This is a genomic window from Postechiella marina, assembly GCF_039538365.1.
Taxonomy (GTDB): domain Bacteria; phylum Bacteroidota; class Bacteroidia; order Flavobacteriales; family Flavobacteriaceae; genus Postechiella; species Postechiella marina.
Genome location: NZ_BAABCA010000005.1, coordinates 367,670 through 387,237, shown reverse-complemented (window position 1 = coordinate 387,237; position 19,568 = coordinate 367,670). Strand labels below are relative to the sequence as shown.

Annotated in this window: 11 protein-coding genes; 10 read left to right on the top strand and 1 reads right to left on the bottom strand. The window is 33.6% G+C overall.

The window, feature by feature from the left end:
* The first annotated feature begins 15 nt into the window (after nucleotides 1–15).
* Together ABD715_RS13145 and ABD715_RS13140 are read left to right on the top strand one after the other, a co-directional pair.
* Nucleotides 16–1,542, top strand: coding sequence for a sulfatase family protein (locus ABD715_RS13145; RefSeq protein WP_344788728.1), 1,527 nt, complete (start codon nucleotides 16–18; stop codon nucleotides 1,540–1,542).
* 16 nt (nucleotides 1,543–1,558) lie between these two features.
* On the top strand, nucleotides 1,559–3,094 hold the full coding sequence (locus tag ABD715_RS13140) for a sulfatase family protein (RefSeq protein WP_344788727.1): 1,536 nt from the start codon (nucleotides 1,559–1,561) through the stop codon (nucleotides 3,092–3,094).
* Nucleotides 3,095–3,101: 7 nt separating this feature from the next.
* Here ABD715_RS13140 and ABD715_RS13135 read toward each other — a convergent pair whose 3' ends face one another.
* Entirely contained in the window at nucleotides 3,102–4,250 is a 1,149-nt protein-coding gene (locus ABD715_RS13135; protein WP_344788726.1) for a hypothetical protein, read from the bottom strand.
* Nucleotides 4,251–4,435: 185 nt separating this feature from the next.
* Here ABD715_RS13135 and ABD715_RS13130 point away from each other — a divergent pair, with 185 nt between their 5' ends.
* From ABD715_RS13130 to ABD715_RS13095, 8 genes are all read left to right on the top strand, one after another.
* Nucleotides 4,436–6,853 carry a glycoside hydrolase family 88 protein gene (locus tag ABD715_RS13130; protein WP_344788724.1) on the top strand — a complete coding sequence of 806 codons (2,418 nt, stop codon included), beginning with the start codon at nucleotides 4,436–4,438 and terminating at the stop codon, nucleotides 6,851–6,853.
* A gap of 7 nt (nucleotides 6,854–6,860) precedes the next feature.
* On the top strand, nucleotides 6,861–8,270 hold the full coding sequence (locus ABD715_RS13125) for a sulfatase (protein WP_344788723.1): 1,410 nt from the start codon (nucleotides 6,861–6,863) through the stop codon (nucleotides 8,268–8,270).
* Between the two features lie 146 nt (nucleotides 8,271–8,416).
* The gene (locus tag ABD715_RS13120) at nucleotides 8,417–11,770 is read left to right on the top strand and encodes a T9SS type A sorting domain-containing protein (RefSeq protein ID WP_344788722.1); all 3,354 of its coding nucleotides are present in this window, start codon (nucleotides 8,417–8,419) and stop codon (nucleotides 11,768–11,770) included.
* A 3-nt stretch (nucleotides 11,771–11,773) separates the two neighbouring features.
* Entirely contained in the window at nucleotides 11,774–13,321 is a 1,548-nt protein-coding gene (locus tag ABD715_RS13115) for a sulfatase family protein (RefSeq protein WP_344788721.1), read from the top strand.
* Between the two features lie 24 nt (nucleotides 13,322–13,345).
* Nucleotides 13,346–14,878 carry a sulfatase family protein gene (locus ABD715_RS13110; protein WP_344788719.1) on the top strand — a complete coding sequence of 511 codons (1,533 nt, stop codon included), beginning with the start codon at nucleotides 13,346–13,348 and terminating at the stop codon, nucleotides 14,876–14,878.
* A gap of 63 nt (nucleotides 14,879–14,941) precedes the next feature.
* Nucleotides 14,942–16,540 carry a sulfatase gene (locus ABD715_RS13105; protein ID WP_344788718.1) on the top strand — a complete coding sequence of 533 codons (1,599 nt, stop codon included), beginning with the start codon at nucleotides 14,942–14,944 and terminating at the stop codon, nucleotides 16,538–16,540.
* A 12-nt stretch (nucleotides 16,541–16,552) separates the two neighbouring features.
* Nucleotides 16,553–17,971, top strand: coding sequence for a sulfatase (locus ABD715_RS13100; protein ID WP_344788717.1), 1,419 nt, complete (start codon nucleotides 16,553–16,555; stop codon nucleotides 17,969–17,971).
* 130 nt (nucleotides 17,972–18,101) lie between these two features.
* Entirely contained in the window at nucleotides 18,102–19,550 is a 1,449-nt protein-coding gene (locus ABD715_RS13095; protein WP_344788716.1) for an alpha-galactosidase, read from the top strand.
* Nucleotides 19,551–19,568: the final 18 nt, after the last annotated feature.

The window sequence follows — 19,568 nt, the reverse complement described above, 5'->3', positions numbered from 1 at the left end:
ATAATACTAAAAATAATGAGAATAAATATACTTAGTATTTTGCTAGCAAGTGTGTTTTTAAGTTGTACAAATACACAAAAAATAATACCCTCAACAAAACCAAACATAGTAATTATATATGCTGATGATATGGGGTATGGCGATTTAAATTGTCAAAATCCAAATTCAAAAATTCCAACACCATATTTAGATCAATTGGCTTCAGAGGGGATGCGTTTTACAGATGCACACAGTTCTTCAGGAATATGTTCTCCAAGTCGTTTTGCTTTATTAACAGGCCAATATCATTGGCGTAGAACCCATAATATTGTGAGTTCTTTTGGACCTCCAATGTTTAAAGATGAAGATATAACATTGCCACAGGTTTTAAAAAATAAAGGTTACGAAACTGCTGCTATTGGAAAATGGCATTTAGGATGGAATTGGAATTTTATAAATAAAAAACCATCTGGCGAGCGTACTTATTGGGGAAAAACTCATAAAACATATTTAGTTGACGATTTAAATTGGAATGCTCCATTAACAGGAGGACCGTTAGATAGAGGATTTAATTATTATTATGGAGATGGCACTATTAATTTTCCGCCTTATGCGTGGATAGAAAATGATAGGTTTGTAGAAACTCCTAATGATTTTTTTGAATTCAATGAATTTGAAAGAGAAGCTAAAGAGATTGATTGGGATTCGCGTCCTGGGCCTAAAGTAGCAGGTTGGGATCCATACAGAGTTTTACCAACCTTAACAAAAAAAACGGTGTCTTGGATTCATAATCAAAAGAAAGAAAAGCCCTTTTTTTTATATTTAGCATTACCATCTCCGCATGCACCAATTATTCCTAATGATGAGTTCGATGGTACGTCAAAAGCAGGTGCTTATGGCGATTTTATGGTACAAACAGATTGGGTAGCTGGGCAAGTTTTAAAAGCTTTAAAAGAAAAAGGTTTTGAAGAAAATACGATAGTAATTTTTACTTCCGATAATGGCCCAGAACAATTTGCTTTTGAAAGGGCAAGAAAATATAATCATTATAGTATGGGTGACTTTCGAGGATTAAAACGAGATATTTGGGAAGGAGGTCACCATGTGCCATTTATTATTAAATGGCCAAATTATATAAAAGCAGGAACTGTTTCAGACCAACTAATTTCACAAGTTGATATTATGTCTACAATTTTAGATATTACAGAAACCGCTACTCCAGAAAAAGCAGCAATGGACAGTCAAAGTTTTTTACCTATTATTTTAGGAAAATTAGAAGGCGAATTTTTAAGAACTTCAACAATTCATAATACCAGAAAAAAAGACTTTGCAGTTAGAGATGGTAAATGGTTGTATATAAATGGGCCTACAGGAGATGTTTCTAAAATGCCAGAATATTATAAGGCATTGAGAAACTATAAAGATTTTAATACAAAAGGCTTACTTTTCGATTTAGAGAAAGATCCAGAGCAGCGTGTTAATTTGTATGTAGAAAATCCAGAGCTTGTTAAAAGTATGGAAGCGCTTTTAAAAGCTGAATTAAGCAGAGGCTATTTAAATTAATTATTAGGTTTTAAGTATGAAAAATTATTTATTGAAAAGACATGAGTTTGGTATGGTTTTAATTGGTCTTTTGTTTGTCATGTTTCAAATAACACATGCCCAAAAAACAAAGCCAAATATTGTTATTATTTATGCAGATGATATGGGTTATGGCGATTTAAAATGTCAGAACCCTAATTCTAAGATACCAACACCAAATTTGGACAAACTAGCGTCTGAAGGTATGCGTTTTACAGATGCACATAGTTCTTCGGGGATTTGTTCTCCAAGTCGGTTGGCCTTATTAACAGGGATGTATCATTGGCGGAGACAGCATAAAATTGTTAATTCTTTTGGAGCGTCTATGTTTAAAGACTCTGATGTTACTATAGCAAATGTTTTAAAATCAAAAGGTTATAAAACAGCAGCCATAGGTAAATGGCATTTAGGCTGGGATTGGCAAATAAAAAGTAAACCTAGCGGTAAAATTGTTCAAAGAGGTAAGAAAAAGACCTTCTATAAACCAGAAGATATAGATTGGAGTAACCCGGTAAAAGGAGGTCCTTTAGATCGAGGTTTCGACTATTATTTTGGTGATGGCACCATTAATTTTCCGCCTTATGCCTGGATAGAGAATGAAAATTTTATCGAATTGCCTAAAGAAATTATGAATCCGAATGGTATTGCATTTAAAACAAAAGAAGGCTCGTGGGAGTTTCGCCCTGGTCCAAAAGTAAAGGGATGGAACCCTTACGAAGTGTTGCCTACTTTAACTAAAAAATCGGTAGCTTATATAGAAAATCAAAATGAAACTGAACCGTTTTTTCTTTACATGGCTTTACCGTCTCCGCATGCGCCAATTATTCCAAACGATGAGTTTATAGGGAAATCTGAGGCTGGAGCTTATGGCGATTTTATGTTTCAAACCGATTGGGTAGTTGGTCAAATTTTAAAAGCTTTAAGAAGTAAAGGCTTAGATAAGAATACTATCGTTGTTTTTAGCTCGGACAACGGACCAGAAAAATATGCTTTTGCTAGGGCAGAAAAATATAATCATTTTAGTATGGGCGATTTTAGAGGTTTAAAACGCGATGTTTGGGAAGGAGGCCACCATGTGCCTTTTATTGTTAAATGGCCAAATCAGGTTGCAAAAGGCTCGGTGTCTAATGCACTGGTATCTCAAGTCGATATCTTGTCTACCGTTGCTGAAATAGCAAATGTTCATTTAGAAAAGCAAGTGGCACCAGATAGTAAAAGCTTCTTATCTATTTTAAAAGACAAAAATATAAAAGAACATAGAAAAGTAGTGGTTCACAATACTTTTAAAGATGTTTGGGGATTGCGAGATGGCAAATGGTTATATATTAATAAAAAAACAGGAGAACATTCTAAAATGCCAGATTCGTTTAAGAAAATGAGGGGTTACTCAGATTTTGAAACTGATTGTTTATTGTTTGATATGGACAAAGATCCTGAGCAACGTGTTAATTTATCAAATACATATCCCGAAAAAATTGTAAAAATGCAGGCTTTACTTCAAAAGGAACTAGATAAAGGGTATTTAGATAATTAAAGCCTTTTTAAAAAGGAACAACCATAACTGTTTCCATTTTTAAATGGGTTCGGTCTTTGCCATAGGCGTAAAAAACACCGGTAAAGTTTTGTTTTCCTTTTAAATATTTGTCTTCAAAAACTTTTAAAGAGTCTTTGTTGGTAAAATAATTAATGGTGGCTTTTACACCCATATCGTGGTTCGAGAAAAAAATAAAACTTTCATTGTTTTCGCCACTAGGTATTCTAGATACAATGGCAATATCTCTATCGTTTTTAGATAAGGAGTAATTAATCTTTTTATCAGCAATAGTCTCGTGGTTAGAGAACAAAATGTCTTTACTATCAAGTTTAAAATAGGGATTTTCTTCGTTAAAAATAGAAATAAATTTGTTTTCGTTTTTTAAAGGGCCAACGTAAATTAAGTTTCCTTTTTTTATGTCTTGAAACGACGAGTTAGAAGAATACCTAATTTCAAAATCACTATTAAATGTTCCAAATAAACGCATTAAATCGTGCGAAGATTCTGCACCCATTCCAGTAATATAGTTGTAATTAGATGGGTAAGTAGTTGTTTTTAATTCCGGTTTTTTCTCAAGTAGTTTATAGTAGTCGTTAATGTTTACAATACTGTAATCTCTTGTCCAGCCATCTGCTCCTGTAATTGTTTTTCCTTTAAAACCAAAGGCGTCTCCAATAAATAACGTGTTGGGTTTGTTATTATTAAAATAACCTTTCCATAGCGTTGGAGCTTCCGGAGCTTTATTATTGTAATAAAAATATCCACAAACACATATAGCTAAAATATAAGGTAATAAATCTTTAAATTTAATAGTGCTTATTAATTGGCCTTCTGTTTTTCTTTTTTCAAATCTAACATTGTATTGACCTTTATCTATAAATAAACGCCAGTTGTAATTGGAATTTTCTTCATTATAATAGTGATCAAGCTTTTTTCTTAGGTTGTAAATGTTAACTCTTACTCTGTTGCTGTTTTTGTCGTTATTATTTCTATCTCCAAAAAACTCTAAATCAATAATGTCTTCTTTTAAAATATCGCCAGTAATACTAGTTTGTACTAAGTATCTTAGCAAAGCTGTGCTTTTAGGCGATTTTTGAAATGTTTTACTTCTCAAAATGGCTTCGCAAAGTTCTAGTTTATTTTCGTTAGAAAGCATTTGTTTATGTGAGTATGTTAACGTTTTTTTTTATTAAGATTTAACCGTTACAAATACCGTTAAATAAGGGTTAAATATACTGCTTTTAGATATAATAGGTAATTTGTCCATGTATTTATTATTAACTCTGTAGCGGGAGATGTTAAATAATTTTATAAAAAAAAACAACTAAACAAAGCTATATAATGAAGATTAAATTTTTAAAAATTTTACTTGTAGGGGTATTAATGATTATAACGGGGTGTAATTCTGATCCAAAACAACCAAAAACAGTAGAAGTTAAAGCTATTGCAGATAAAGTAGCAAATTGGCAAATAGAAACTTTTGAGAATATGGGAGAATATAGAGCGCTCCCACCAAAAGAACAGCGTAAGAAATGGAATAATAGAAACAAGCATCATGAATTAGACTGGACAAATGCTGCGCTTTATGCAGGAATGTACGAATGGGCTAAAACCAATCCAGATGTAACATACGAAAAATGGTTATATGATATTGGTGTGAATAACAAATGGAAATTATATAAGCGTTTATTTCATGCAGACGACCATGCAGTGGGACAAATGTATTTAAGAATGCACGAATTATACGGTCACCCTAGATTAATAAAGCCTTTGCGTAAACAGTTTGATTCTATTTTAACTAGTGAAAAAGCAGATAAAATGCATTGGGATTGGTGTGATGCTTTATTTATGGCGCCTCCTGTTTGGGCTAGATTAGCTAAGGCAACAGGAGAAGAAAAATATCTGGAGTTTATGGATAAGCAGTATAATAAAACCTATAACGCGCTTTGGGATAAAGAAAATCAATTGTTTTTTAGGGATAAGAGTTTTGTAGATAAGAAAGAGAAAAATGGAGAGAAATTATTTTGGTCTAGAGGTAATGGTTGGGTTTATGGTGGTTTAGCCTTAATGATTCCAGATTTACCCGAAGATTGGGAAAAGAGTCAGTTTTATATAGATATTTTTAAGCAAATGTCTTTAACATTAAAAAATACTCAACGTAAAGATGGTACTTGGTCTTCTGGTCTTTTAGGAGGAGAAGATGGATATCCAGTAAAAGAAATTAGCGGATCTTCCTTTTTTGTATATGGTTTAGCATGGGGAATAAATCGAGGTATTTTAGATGCAAAAACGTACGAGCCAATAATGCTTAAAGGTTGGCAGGCATTAACAGAGTGCGTTACGCCCAATGGTCTAGTTGGTTATATTCAACCTATTGGCGCTGCTCCTGGAAATAGTTACCCAAATTATACAGAAGTTTACGGTGTTGGCGCTTTTTTAGCTGCATCAGCAGAAGTTTATAAGTTTGCAGAAAAGAAAGAAGTTGTTAAGGCTGCAGAGGTAATATCGCCTTTTACAACTTTTATGGAAGACGGTGGTTGGTGTTGGTATCAAGACCCTAGAGCTATAATTAATAATGGTAAACTTGTTTTTGGCGGATTAAGTGGGCAATCTGGTGATGTTAAAATTGGTGTTTATAATTTAGAGAATAATATAAATGAAGGCACTATTATTTTAGATAAAAACTTTCAAGTAGACGACCACGATGTGCCTGCGTTTTATGCTAGACCAGATGGTAGTATTTTAGCCATGTGGGCAAAACACGCCAACGAGAAAAAACATTATTACAGCATATCTTCTGCCTCAAACTATTTAGAATGGGGAGACAAACAAGAGTTTGTGCACAATTACAAAGAAAACAAAGGAGTTACTTATATGAATTTGTATTATATGGAAGATGAAAAATTGTTATATAACTTTTTTAGAGATGGACCATCTTTTAATCCAACATTTATAACCTCTACAGATTATGGTGAAACTTGGAGCTCTAGAAGCTCACATTTTATTGAAGACGAAGTGGAAGGTAGACAAAGACCATATGCACGTTATTTTCAGAAAGATAAAAATACAGTAGGAATATCATTTACAGACGGGCATCCTAGGCAATATGGTAATAGTTTGTATTATGCAGAGTTTTCTAACGGATCTTTTTATAATGTTGATGGTACAAAAATTAAAGATTTTAAAGGACCTTTAAAAACAACAGAAGCCGAAAAGGTTTATAAAGGTAGCGAAACAAAGAAAAAACCAAAAGGGTTTGAGAGTGTACCTAATAGTTCTTGGTCTTGTGCTACAGGTAAAGATTCAGAAAATAATCCGCACATGGGGTATTCGCTGTATTTAAGCAACGACGATCATCGTTTTAGAGTAGCATCTTGGAATGGTGAAAAATGGATAGATAGAGAAATTGCTTATGCTGGTAAATGCTTATATACAATGGAAAGTAGCTATACAGGGTTAATGGCTTTTGATCCAGAAGATGTGTCTCAAGTTTATATTTCTACAGATGTTAATCCGTCTACAGGAGAAGACTTAGGAGGTCTTCATGAAATTTATACAGCTAAAATTGGTTTAAGCGATGATATTTCTAGCATTAAATGGAAAGCAATAACAACAAACTCAAAATATAGAAATATTAGACCTATAGTTGTAGCAAACGAAGGACATAAAGTATTACTTTGGCTAAATGGACCTTGGAATTCTTTTGTAAATTACAAGACAGATGTAAAAGGTATCGTTTTATCAAACAATAAAAAATAGATTTAATATGAAATATTTAGTAGTCGTATGCTTCGTTATCCTTGGTTTTTCCGCAGAAGCGCAATCTAAAAAACAAAAAAATATATTGCTACTTTGTATTGATGATTTACGTCCAGAGTTGGCTTCTTTTGGTGCATCGTATATTAAATCTCCGCATATTGATGCTTTAGTAAAAAAAGGGCGAGCTTTTCAAAATCATTATGTTAATGCGCCTAGTTGTGGGCCATCGCGCTATACTTTGTTAACAGGCGTTTATGGTCCGCCACAAAATAATGCGTTGTTTTTACGCTCTAAAATGCTACAAAAACAACCCGAAAAAGTTACACCAAGTATGCCAGAATGGTTTAAGCAAAATGGTTACACTACGGTTTCTGTTGGTAAAGTATCGCATCATCCTGGCGGTAGAGGAGGAGCAGATTGGAACGATAATAATGTTATAGAAATGCCCAATGCTTGGGATAAACATATTATGCCTGTTGATGCATGGCAACATCCTAGAGGAAGCATGCATGGATTGGCACATGGAGAAATTAGAGTAAAGGCAGGAGAAATGGATTTATTTCAAACTGTTGAAGGAGAAGATACCATTTATCCTGATGGGCATATAACAAACGAAGCTATTAATCAATTAGGTAATTTAACTTCAAAACCAGATAAACCATTTTTTTTAGCTGTAGGTATTATAAAACCGCATTTACCATTTGGGGCGCCAAAAAAATATTATGATTTATATGATGGTGTTGATTTGCCAGAAATCTCAAATTCAGAAAAACCTAAAAGCTTTTCTACTTGGCATAAATCTAGTGAGTTTATGAAGTATAATCGTTGGGGCAAAAATCCTAATGAAGATAAAGCATTTGCTTTAGAAGTTAGAAAACATTACGCAGCATGCGTTAGTTATGCCGATGCTCAAGTAGGGCGTATTCTTCAAAAATTAAAAGAAACTGGTGCAGATAAAAATACCATAATTGTATTATGGGGAGACCATGGTTGGAATTTAGGCGAGCATGCCATTTGGGGTAAGCATAATTTGTTTGAAGAAGGTTTACATTCGCCATTAGTTATTGTGCATCCAGAAATAAAGCAGAAAGGAAAAAGCTCTAATGCTATTGTAGAAACTGTGGATGTTTTTCCTACGTTATGCGATTTAACCGGAGTAACTATACCAAGTTTTTCGAAAGGGAAGTCTTTAAAACCAATTTTAAAAAAGTATAAAACCGAAGGGCATACAGCTGTGGCCTATAACGGAAGAGCAAAAACAATTAGAACAGATGTTTATCGTTTAATTGCGCATAAAAACGGATTGTTCGAGTTATACAATCACTCTATAGATCCTTTAGAAATCAATAATATAGCTTTAGATAATAAGGCTTTGGTTAATAAATTGCATAAACTCTTATTACAAAAGCTTAAATAATTTAGCTTTTTATAGACCATTTGTTGCGGTATTTATAACAAATGCATCTTTAACAAGAATACTCTATTTGTAATTTTACAAGTCAAGGTTATGTGCTGTTTTTCACATTCAGACTTAACAATTTTTTTGATGTAAAAATTATATCTATGATGCGAATTCTATGTGTTTTATTAGTTGTTTATTTTTCTGTTTTTAATGGCCATTCTCAAAATCAAATCATTTTTTATAGTGGTTTCGAAAACAGTCTAGCATCCGAATGGGATGCAGCTACTAGTGGTACAGGTATGGATGTTTTCGAAATAACAACAGCATCAAAACAATCTGGGGCGCAAGGTTTTCATATGGATTTTAGTTCAAGTTCTCAAAAAGGAAACTTATGGACACCGCATAATATTAATTGGGAAAATGGAGAAACCTATCGTATTTCATTTTATTACAAGGCTATAGAAGCAGGAGATAGCAGCCAACCAAACATAAAAATTTTTGATGGTAATGGTACAAAATTAACTCAATACAATTTTACATTAAACAGTACAGTATGGACGCAATATTCCATCAATTTTACGCCAAGTGCAGATAATACAGATGGGTATATGTTGTTCTCTATGCGCCCAAATAGCACAGCAAATTTTGGCGAGTTTTATTTTGATAATTTTTTAGTAGAAAAACTAGTGCCAGAAACAGGTTTTTTTGTAGATATGAAAAGTATTGATGTAGCTTCTGAGCCAACTATAGAATGGGTGCAATTTGGGCCTGGGATGAGTGGAAATAACAGGTGTTTTTATACACATCCAACAGATAAAGATACACATTATACGAGTCCGAATATGGGCAATTCTTACCGTTCTACAGATGGTGGATTAACCTATGAGACTATAATGAATGAAGATGCACCTGCCTATAATTCTGGATATAGAGGACCTTTAGAAATGTATTCACTAGATTTTTCTAGGCAAGATGCTAACTATGGGTTTTCTACTGGGAAAGTTAAAGGGAGTTTGTATTTAAGCACAAATAAAGGAAAAACTTGGGTTTTACAAGAATCGTCTGTGTTAGATAATAATTATTTATCGGTAGTAGCAGTAGATCCTTCAGATGATAATATTTGGTTTTTAGGAGCAGGAAGAATGCGAGATTATGCGCGTGTTTCTTATCCGCAATCTAGTCCTAAAGGCGAATATTTAGATCCTAATGCTAATGGTAAAATTTGGAAAAGTACAGATAAGGGGCAATCGTGGACGCTTTCTAATACTGGAATAAATACCAATGCAGAGTTTGAAACCATTCTAGTAGATCCTGTAGATAATTCTATTGTTTATGCAGGCACTAATTACGGTTTTTATAAAAGTACTAACGGAGGAACTACATGGACGTTAAAATCTAACGGTATAGATAACGATATGATTCGTTCTATGGATTTACATCATAATAAAGTTACAAATCAAATTACAATTTATGCTTTAAGTAATATAACTTGGAAAGTAAAGAACGGAAACTCGGTAGAAAACGATCAAGGTGGTGTTTTTAAAAGTACAGATAAAGGTGAAACGTGGACAAACGTAAGTAGTAATCTAGAGGTAGATTTAAATGTATTTAGTGGTGATGGAGATAATAATGTTGAAACAGACTATTACCAATCTATTGCACATTATTTTGGTTTAAGTTCTACTTCGGCAGCAGAAACAGCTTATCCCGTTTTACCAACAAATATAACGCCTAGGTTTAACATGATTACTGTAGACCCTAATGACGCTAACAATGTATACTTGGTTAATGATTTTTCTAATCAAGCGAAGGGAAACTTTGGTCCAGGACAAATTTGGAGAACAAAAAACGGAGGATCAAGCTGGATAGTAACCTTTAGAAATGGTAAAAACTGGAATAATGGTACGCATGACGCTTTTTGGGTAACACAAAGAAACAACCCAATAGGTACTAATATTACCATGAAGTATAAAGCCGATTGGATAAATAGAGATAATTACGAACGTAAAGGCTGTAATTTTACTAAGTTTAACGCAGATGGTTCTATTTTATATACCCAACTAGCAAAAGTTGGTTTTGTGTCTTACGACAAAGGCGATACTTGGGTAGATATAGATGATGAAGAAGCAAAAGAAGCAGGTTCTTCGTTAGATGGTTGGGTTGGTGCAGGAAATAGTAATGTTCCGGGACATGGGTTTTATCAATCGGCTCTATGGCCAGGAAAAGTATTTTGTCCATCAGGAGAAAACAGTTTATGGATTACTAATAACGAGGGTGAAACGGTTAGATCTGGTGCTCAAGGTGGTTCTGTAATGCATTTAGTTTACAATAATAATGGAGTTAGGCAAGAGCATTCTGTAAGTTCTGTAGTAGTACATCCCACAGATAAAGATACTTGGTTTTCAACCTTTTTTAGACAAGCTAAAAGAGGGCAATTGCTTAAAACTACAGATGCAGGAGCTACCTGGACATCGGTTGGAACACCAATTCCAGAGCCTTGGGCACCAGCACCTCCAGGAAGTGGTGATCAAGCTGTGCATCAAGTAGGCTTAATGATAGATAAAAACAATCCAGATAATATGTATTTCTGCGTGCCAAAGTCTAGTTTAAAACTAGAATGGGTTGGAGATAGTGCACAAAGTTGGGGTGTGCATAAATCGTCAAATGGTGGTGTAACATGGTCTGAAATAAACACGGGGTTACCTAATTCTTTAGATGTGGCAAGAATTGCTTTTGATCCTAATGATACAAACATACTTTATGCGGCGGTAATAGATAATAATGGCGGTTTATATAAATCTATAAATGGCGGAAGTTCATGGAGCGAAGTAACATCTACAGTCAATATTTCTGGTAATTCAGGAATAAATGATATTCATTTTGATGTAGATGGGAAAGTATATATTACCTCTGGCTTTAAAAACGAAGGCGTAGATGATGGTGGTCTTTGGGTAAGTGAGGATAATATGGTGACATGGACTAAAATTTTCGATTATCCATGGACTAATAGAGTAGAGGTTTCTAAGTTAGACACTAAGACTATTATGGTGTCTACTTTACCAAATACCAATGTAGATAGAAGAAATGGAGGAACTTACTTGTCTAAAGATGGAGGAGAAACTTGGGTAAAGTTTAATAAAGGAAATGGGCAAGCAGACCGCGTAAACGATATTGCTATAGATTATACAGTGCCCGGTAAATACTACGCTTCTACTCGAGGTAGTGGCTGGTATATGGCTGTAGACCCTAACCCTAATACTTTAAGTGTAGAAGATAGTGCTGTAACTAACACTATTTATGTACATCCTAATCCAACCTTTGGTGCTCTTAATGTTAAAGGCTTTAGCGGAAATGTAAGGTTAAAAGTATATGCTATTGATGGTAAGTTGCTTTTAAATTCAGAAGGAAATACGAGTAGATCTTTCAATATATCATCATTAAGTCAAGGGCTATATATTTATACAATTTTTAGTAACGGAATTAAAATTAAATCAGGGAAAATCATCAAAAAATAAAAAATGAAATTAGAAAACATCTATCTAGTATTACTGTGGGTTTTATTAATTAACTTTAGTGTCGCAGCCCAAAATTCTTCAAAAAGAAAACCCAATGTTATTGTTGTTTTAGCAGATGATGTAGGGGTAGGCGATATTTCAAAATATAGAAGATTACACAACCCTAAAATTATTGTAGAAACTCCAAATATTGATAAGTTGGCAGAAACGGGGATGATGTTTACAAATGCCCATGCACCTGCAGCATTATGCGCAACGTCTAGATATTCTATAATGACGGGTAATTACAATTACCGCAGTCCATTACCATGGGGTGTTTGGGGTGGTTATGCTAAAGGTGTGTTTACAAATAAAACTTTAACCTTAGGTAGACTGATGCAGCAAGCCAATTACAACACTGCTTTTATTGGTAAATGGCATTTGGGAACTGGTTTTAGAGATAAAAGGGATTCTAGCAAAATTTACGATTACAAATCTGAAAAAGATAAGTTTAATATAAATGTAGATATATCTAAGATAGTAAGCGATGGACCTTCGCAAAACGGATTTGATTATAATTTTACATTACCATCTGGAATTCAAAGTGTGCCTTATACAGCTTACGAAAATGATGAATGGTATCCGTTAAATAAGCATTCGTTAATAGGTATTGTTGATGCTGCATATTACAAGAAATTAGGCTTTGTTTTAAATAAAAAAGAAGGTTATGGTGATTCTATGTGGCAACCAAGTGAAATAGGACCATTAATAGCAAATAAAGCTGTAAAATATATAAAAGAAAATGCAAATAAAGAGAAACCTTTCTTTATGTATTATTGTTCTCAGGCAGTACACTCGCCACATGCACCACCAGAAGAAATTGGAGGTGTAAAAATTAAAGGAACAACACCATCTAGCCACTTAGATATGGTAAAGGAATTAGATGTGCAAATAAAAATGCTAGTAGATGCGGTAAAAGAACAGGGTATTTACGAAAATACAGTTTTTATTTTTACGTCGGATAATGGCGGTCTTCATGTAAGTGGCGATACTTGGGATGCACGTCATGAACCAAGTGATATTTATAGAGGTTGTAAAAACGATCCGTATGAAGGTGGAAGTAGAGTGCCTTTTATTGTATCGTGGCCAAATAAAATAAAAGCACAAACAAAATCTAACAAACCCGTATTAGGTACAGATATTATGGCAACTATTGCTGCTATTTCTAATACCAAAATAGAAAAAGGAGGCGCTTTAGATTCTTATAATTTAATGCCATTTTTAAAAGAGGAAAAAAGAGCGAAATCGCGTTCTCATGTTATGCTTCAAGGTGGTTCTCATAGAGAGGTTATGATTGTAAAAGAAGGGTGGAAATTAATTATTCAAATAGATAAAAAGGATAAGACAGATAAAACTAGAATTCCAATTGCTTTATTCGATTTAAATAAAAATATTTGGGAGCACGAAGAGTTTAACTATATTAACAATCCAAAATATAGCAAAAAGGTAAAAAGCCTGCTTGCTTTATACAGTGAAACAAGAGATAGTGGTGTTTTAACAGGAAATCACTAGTAATATTTAAAAATAAAAGAGGTTATGATTAAGTATGGTTTAGTAATGCTTTTTGCATTAATTGGATTTTCGTCTATCGCACAAAAAAATAAACGCCCAAATATTGTTGTTGTTTTAGCAGATGATATTGGTGTTGGAGATATTTCTAAATACAGAAGATTGCACTCTAATAATATTATATTAGAAACACCAAACATAGATAAGTTAGCAGATCAAGGCATGATGTTTACAAATGCCCATTCTCCTGCAGCATTGTGTGCAACAACGCGCTATGCAATAATGACAGGAAATAGTTGTTACAGAAGTACACACCCTTGGGGTATTTGGTCTGGCTACGCTAAACCTGTAATTAGAGAAGACCAAATGACTTTGGGGCGCTTAATGAAACAGGCTAATTACAAAACCGCTTTCTTTGGTAAATGGCACATAGGTACAAGTTTTGCTAAAAAAGGAGTTCCTAATATTATCTACGAGCCTAAAAAGGGTAAAAAGCCTATTTTAGATGTCGATATTACTAAAATTCTATATGGACCAACACAATTGGGTTTCGATTATAGTGTTACTTTGCCAGCAGGAATTCAAGACGTACCCTATGCGTTATACGAGAATAATAAATGGTTAAAACTTAAAGAAGATTCTAAAATAGATATTATAGATGCAGAATATTTAGCCACTGTAAATGTAAAGTTGGATAAAGATGTTGGTTTAGGAGATTCTAATTGGGACCCACATGCTATTGGACCAATTTTAGCTAATAAAGCAGTAGCTTATATAGCAGACAATGCTAATAAAAAAGATCCGTTTTTTATGTATTATTGCTCGCAAGCTGTACACGTACCACATGCGCCAACAGATAAATTAAACGGAAAGAAAATAAAAGGCACTACACCATCTTTACACATGGACATGATAAAAGAATTAGATGTGCAAATGGGTATGTTGGTGGCAGAACTAAAAAAGCAAGGTGTTTACGATAATACGGTGTTTATCTTTACATCAGACAATGGTGGATTATTGGTAGATAAAAACACCAGAAAATCTGGGCATCAAGTTAGTGATATATATAGAGGAGCAAAAAATCAACCATACGAAGGCGGACATCGTGTGCCATTTATTGTAACATGGCCAGATGGAGTAAAAAAGAATCAGCAGTTCGAAAAACCAATATTAGGGTTGGATATTATGGCAACCATTGCAGCAATAACTAACCAGAAACTAACACAAAATGTAGCGCAAGATTCTTATAATTTATTACCTATTCTTCAAAATGATAAAAAAGCTTCAACACACGATTATTTAATGGTTCAAGGTGGGGCTGCTCACGATTTTATGATTATTGATAAAGGATGGAAACTTATAATTAGAGTAGATAAAAAAGACAAGTCTGATAGAACAAGTACAGCAAGAGCTCTTTTTAATTTAAATGATAATATTGAAGAAAAGGAAGCAGAGAACCTACTAAATAATCCGAAGTATAAGCATAAATTAGACGAATTGTACAAAAAATATGAAGAGACTCGATTTAGTAAAGTATTTACAGGTAATCATCAACTATAAGTATTAAATAAAGTTGTTTATCTTGCTTCATTATAAAAGTAAACCATAAAAAAACTAACCCAAATGAGACGTTATTTAGCAATAACACTATGCATATGTGCTGCATTATCAATTTCATGTAAAAATGAAGTTGCAAAAGAAAAAAAAGTAGTTAAACCCAATGTTTTATTTATTCTAGCAGATGACTTAGGATATCACGATTTAAGCTTTGCGGGTAGTAAGTATTACGAAACACCAAATATTGACAAACTAGCAAGTCAGTCGGCAATTTTTGATAATGGTTACGCAGCATGTCAAGTTTGTAGTCCGTCTAGAGCAAGTATTATGTCAGGTAAATTTCCTGCAAGACATGGTATTACAGATTGGATTGGAGCAAGATCTGGCGAGACATGGCGAGAAAAAAATCGACACACAAAATTATTACCTGCAGAGTACGAGCATGTTTTAAATAAAGATTTTGTTACACTTCCAGAAGCTTTAAAAGAAGAAGGTTATAAAACGTTTTTTGCAGGAAAATGGCATTTAGGAGATAAAGGTTCGTGGCCAGAAGATCATGGATTCGATATTAATATAGGCGGGTTTGATGCAGGAGGACCACGTGGTGGGTATTACGGACCTTTTAACAACCCTAAATTAGAAAACAAGAAAGATGGCGAAAACCTATCTATGCGTTTAGCATCTGAAACGGTTAACTTTTTAAGTAAAAATAATCCAAACCAAACAGGTCAGCCTGTTTTTGCCTTTTTATCTTTTTATGCGGTGCATGGGCCTATTCAAACCACACAAGAAAAATGGTCTAAATATAGAGCAAAGGCTGAAAAACAGGGTATTCCAGAAAACGGATTCGAAATGCGGAATAGGTTACCAATGCGCGTTGTACAAGATAATCCTGTTTATGGTGGTTTGGTAGAAACCATGGACGATGCGGTAGGTAGCGTTTTAAAATCTTTAAAAACATTGGGGTTAGACGAAAATACTATTGTTATTTTTACATCAGATAATGGAGGCGTTTCTGCAGGCGATTCGTTTTCTACATCAAATTTACCTCTTAATGGTGGTAAAGGTTACCAATTCGAAGGAGGTATTAGAGAGCCTTATCTATTAAAAATACCAAATGTTACAAAAGGCGAAGTTATTAGCGAACCAGTATCTTCAACCGATTTTTATCCAACATTATTAGATTTAATAGGAGGAGAACAAAGACCACAAGAGCATCAAGATGGTGTAAGTTTAAAGCCTTTGCTTTCTGGTGGTAAATTAAGCGAGCGCGCTTTAATCTGGCATTATCCGCACTATGGTAATCAAGGCGGAGATCCCTCAGGAATTATAAGGCGTGGCGATTGGAAACTTATTCATTATTACGAAGATGGTAAAGAAGAATTATATAATTTAAAATCAGATTTATCAGAAAAAAATAATGTAGCTAGTAATAATCCAGAACGAGTTAAAAAGCTTAGTGCAGAGTTGTTTACTTATTTAAAAAATGTAAATGCTAAATTTCCAACTAAAGATCCGTTATATGATGTACAGAAGGAAGCAGAGGTGTTTAAAAAGAATGCTACAAAACTATTGAAGAATCGAGAAAAAGAAAGAAAAAAATATTTAAACCCAGATTTCGATCCTAAAAATAATTGGTGGGGAAGTAAAGTTACTAACGATTAAGCAGAACTTTATATGATAAGGTCTCTGATTAAACTAGCTTTTTTATTCCCGGTATTTGTGTTTTCGCAAGAGGTTAAACCTAATATTGTTTTTCTTTTAGTAGACGATGTGGGATGGGGAGATTTTGGTTGCTACGGAGCAAATTTTAACGAAACTCCTAATATAGACAAACTGTCTAGCCAAGGCATGTTATTTACCAATGGTTATGCTGCTTGTACTGTCTGTTCGCCAAGTAGAGCAGCTATATTAACGGGTAAATATCCCGCAAGAACCCATTTAACAGATTGGATTGATGGGCACCCATATCCGCATGCTAAATTAAAAGTACCAGATTGGACCATGAAAATGAATCATGACGAAGTACTTTTACCAGAGGCCTTAAAAGAAGGAGGTTATAATACTGTATTTTTAGGAAAATGGCATTTGATGCCTATTGGACAAGAAGATTTTGAATCGCATTACCCAACAAATCATGGTTTCGATATTAATATAGCAGGTAGAGAATGGGGTGCTCCAAAAGGTAGGGGTAAATATTTTTCGCCTTTTGATATGCCTAATTTAGACAATGGTAAGAAAGACGATTTTTTAACAGATAAACTTACTGATGCTGCTGTTACTATTCTAGATACCATTAATAAAGAGAAACCATTTCTATTATATTTTTCATACTACACGATTCACGGACCAATAATGGCGCCTAAAGCATTGATTTCAAAATATGAAGAGAAGGCCAAAACATTTAAAAATACTAAAAATGAGTATTTAAATCCTGCTAGAGCTGGAATGGTAGAAAAGTTAGATAATAGCGTGGGTGTATTAATGCAAAAGTTAGAAAATTTAGGCATAGCCGATAATACAATCGTTATTTTAACAGGAGATAATGGAGGGAATTATGATGAAACCACTAACGGATTAAAAGGTTATAAAGGATTTTCGCATGAAGGTGGAACAAGAGAACCTTTTTTAGTAAAATGGCCAAATAAGGTAAAAGCAGGTGCAGTTTGTAACGAAAAAGTTATTGGAACCGATTTTTATCCTACCATTTTGGATATGGCAGGTTTAAAATTAAAACCAAAACAACATATAGACGGTCTTAGTATAATGCCTTTATTAACTGGTAAAAAAACAAAGTTAAAGCGAGATAAATTGTATTGGCATTATCCGCATTACCACAGAACAAAACCTTATGGAGCTATTCGTAATGGCGATTGGAAACTTATCGAGTTTTTTGAAGACGGAAAGCTAGAATTGTATAATTTAAAAACCGATCCTAACGAGACTTTAAACATTTCAGAATCTAACCCTAATAAAGTAAAATATTTACTAAAAGATTTAAAAAAGTGGAGAAAATCTGTAGGTGCGCAAATGATGACACCTAACCCTAATTATAATGCAGAATTAGCAGATAAAAGAGCTAAAAAGAAAAAGTAAGTTAGGTGCTTAAAAACAGACTTAAAAATTATTAATGGACGCCTAGATACATTGTAAAAACTACCAAAGACACTTTATTTTATTAAATCATGTAGTTTCAGCTTTAAAATATTTAAAAGTTGTTGGTATCATGAATAACAGAAGAGATTTTATAAAAAAGGTAGGTATAGGAAGTGTAGCTATGGCAGGAGTATCAGGATCTGTTGTTGGTTTAAATCGTTTAGATAATAAAGACATTTATTTTAGCGAAAACATAATTTTAGGAGATGGTAGGCAGGTAAAAGTTAAAGTTACTGCTCCGTTGTTTTGCCCCTATCAAAGTAACGGAACTCCAGCTCAAAAAGGCGGAAACGATTACTATTATCAATCTCATGCATTTACCCAAAACCCATTTACTTGTGCTGCTAGCGGTATGTCTGGCTCTCCTGTAATTATAGATGCTAAAGGTGTTTTTGTTGGATTTATGACTACATTAGGATTCGAAAATTCAATTTTTAGTTTTGATGGAAAAGAAACATTAAGCATAAATATCCCTGAAGGTCAAGATATTTATTTAGATGAGGTAGGTAATGGAGACAAGGCATGGAAAGCATATAACCGTATTATGATGCAGCGGTTAAATATTAATCCTTACAAAGAAACACCTAAGTTTTGGGCAGATGTTGAGTATTGCACTTGGTCTGAACAAAAAAAGCAATCTACCAAAAGACAAGAGCATTTTCATTTGCTAACTCATGATTTTGTAAAAAGATATATCGACAAAATTATAGAATTCGATTACCCTAAAGGTAAGCTAACATTAGATCATGGTTGGGGTATGTTTCCTGATGGAAGTATTAATTCTGGTTTTGGTTCTTGGGTTCCCGATCGTAAAAAATTTCCAGATTTTAGAAAAACAATGGATTTAATCAACGAAAAAGGTTTTACACCTGGATTATGGATTGGTTTTCCTAAAATTCATAAAAACAGTATGGCTGCTAAAAAATACCCAGAGCTTTTGGGGAATTTTAAGCAAGGATCCAATTCTTCTAGAAAAGACGATATACAATGGTTAAATGCCAAAGCAGATATTTTTGATTATGCATCCGAAGTAATTGCACGTTTTTATAATATGGGTGTAATGAAGTTTAAAATAGATATGTCTTATAACACAAAATCTGATATGTTGCACATTCATAAAGAACTTTATAAGGCAGCAAAATTAATTGATAAAAATATAGAAATGGAATTTCATGTTCCAGATATTTTTTTTACTAAATATACCGATGTTGTAAGAACTAATGATGTTTGGTTAAACGATAATTACAATTGGAAAGGGCGAGTAAAAACACATTACGAAATCTGTTATAAATCTGCTCCTGGGCGAGGTATTAATCTCGATCATATAGGTGGAAATGATACCGGAGCTATAACAGAAAAGAAGTTTTTAGAGCATTTAAACGGTTACGAAGGTAAAACGGGTTATCCGTTAGTGTCTGTTTTACCACACCATTGGGGAGACAAATGTGTAAAGAAAACAGGAGAGTATTTGTGGAAATACGAAAAAGGAGAGAAAAATATACTTTCAGATTTTTATTAGATTAATCTTCAATAATTA

Excerpts from the sequence above, each read along its gene's own strand:
- ABD715_RS13145 (WP_344788728.1), top strand. The coding sequence starts at position 16 with ATGAGAATAAATATACTTAGTATTTTGCTAGCAAGTGTGTTTTTAAGT.
- ABD715_RS13140 (WP_344788727.1), top strand. The coding sequence starts at position 1,559 with ATGAAAAATTATTTATTGAAAAGACATGAGTTTGGTATGGTTTTAATT.
- ABD715_RS13135 (WP_344788726.1), bottom strand. The coding sequence starts at position 4,250 with ATGCTTTCTAACGAAAATAAACTAGAACTTTGCGAAGCCATTTTGAGA.
- ABD715_RS13130 (WP_344788724.1), top strand. The coding sequence starts at position 4,436 with ATGAAGATTAAATTTTTAAAAATTTTACTTGTAGGGGTATTAATGATT.
- ABD715_RS13125 (WP_344788723.1), top strand. The coding sequence starts at position 6,861 with ATGAAATATTTAGTAGTCGTATGCTTCGTTATCCTTGGTTTTTCCGCA.
- ABD715_RS13120 (WP_344788722.1), top strand. The coding sequence starts at position 8,417 with ATGATGCGAATTCTATGTGTTTTATTAGTTGTTTATTTTTCTGTTTTT.
- ABD715_RS13115 (WP_344788721.1), top strand. The coding sequence starts at position 11,774 with ATGAAATTAGAAAACATCTATCTAGTATTACTGTGGGTTTTATTAATT.
- ABD715_RS13110 (WP_344788719.1), top strand. The coding sequence starts at position 13,346 with ATGATTAAGTATGGTTTAGTAATGCTTTTTGCATTAATTGGATTTTCG.
- ABD715_RS13105 (WP_344788718.1), top strand. The coding sequence starts at position 14,942 with ATGAGACGTTATTTAGCAATAACACTATGCATATGTGCTGCATTATCA.
- ABD715_RS13100 (WP_344788717.1), top strand. The coding sequence starts at position 16,553 with ATGATAAGGTCTCTGATTAAACTAGCTTTTTTATTCCCGGTATTTGTG.
- ABD715_RS13095 (WP_344788716.1), top strand. The coding sequence starts at position 18,102 with ATGAATAACAGAAGAGATTTTATAAAAAAGGTAGGTATAGGAAGTGTA.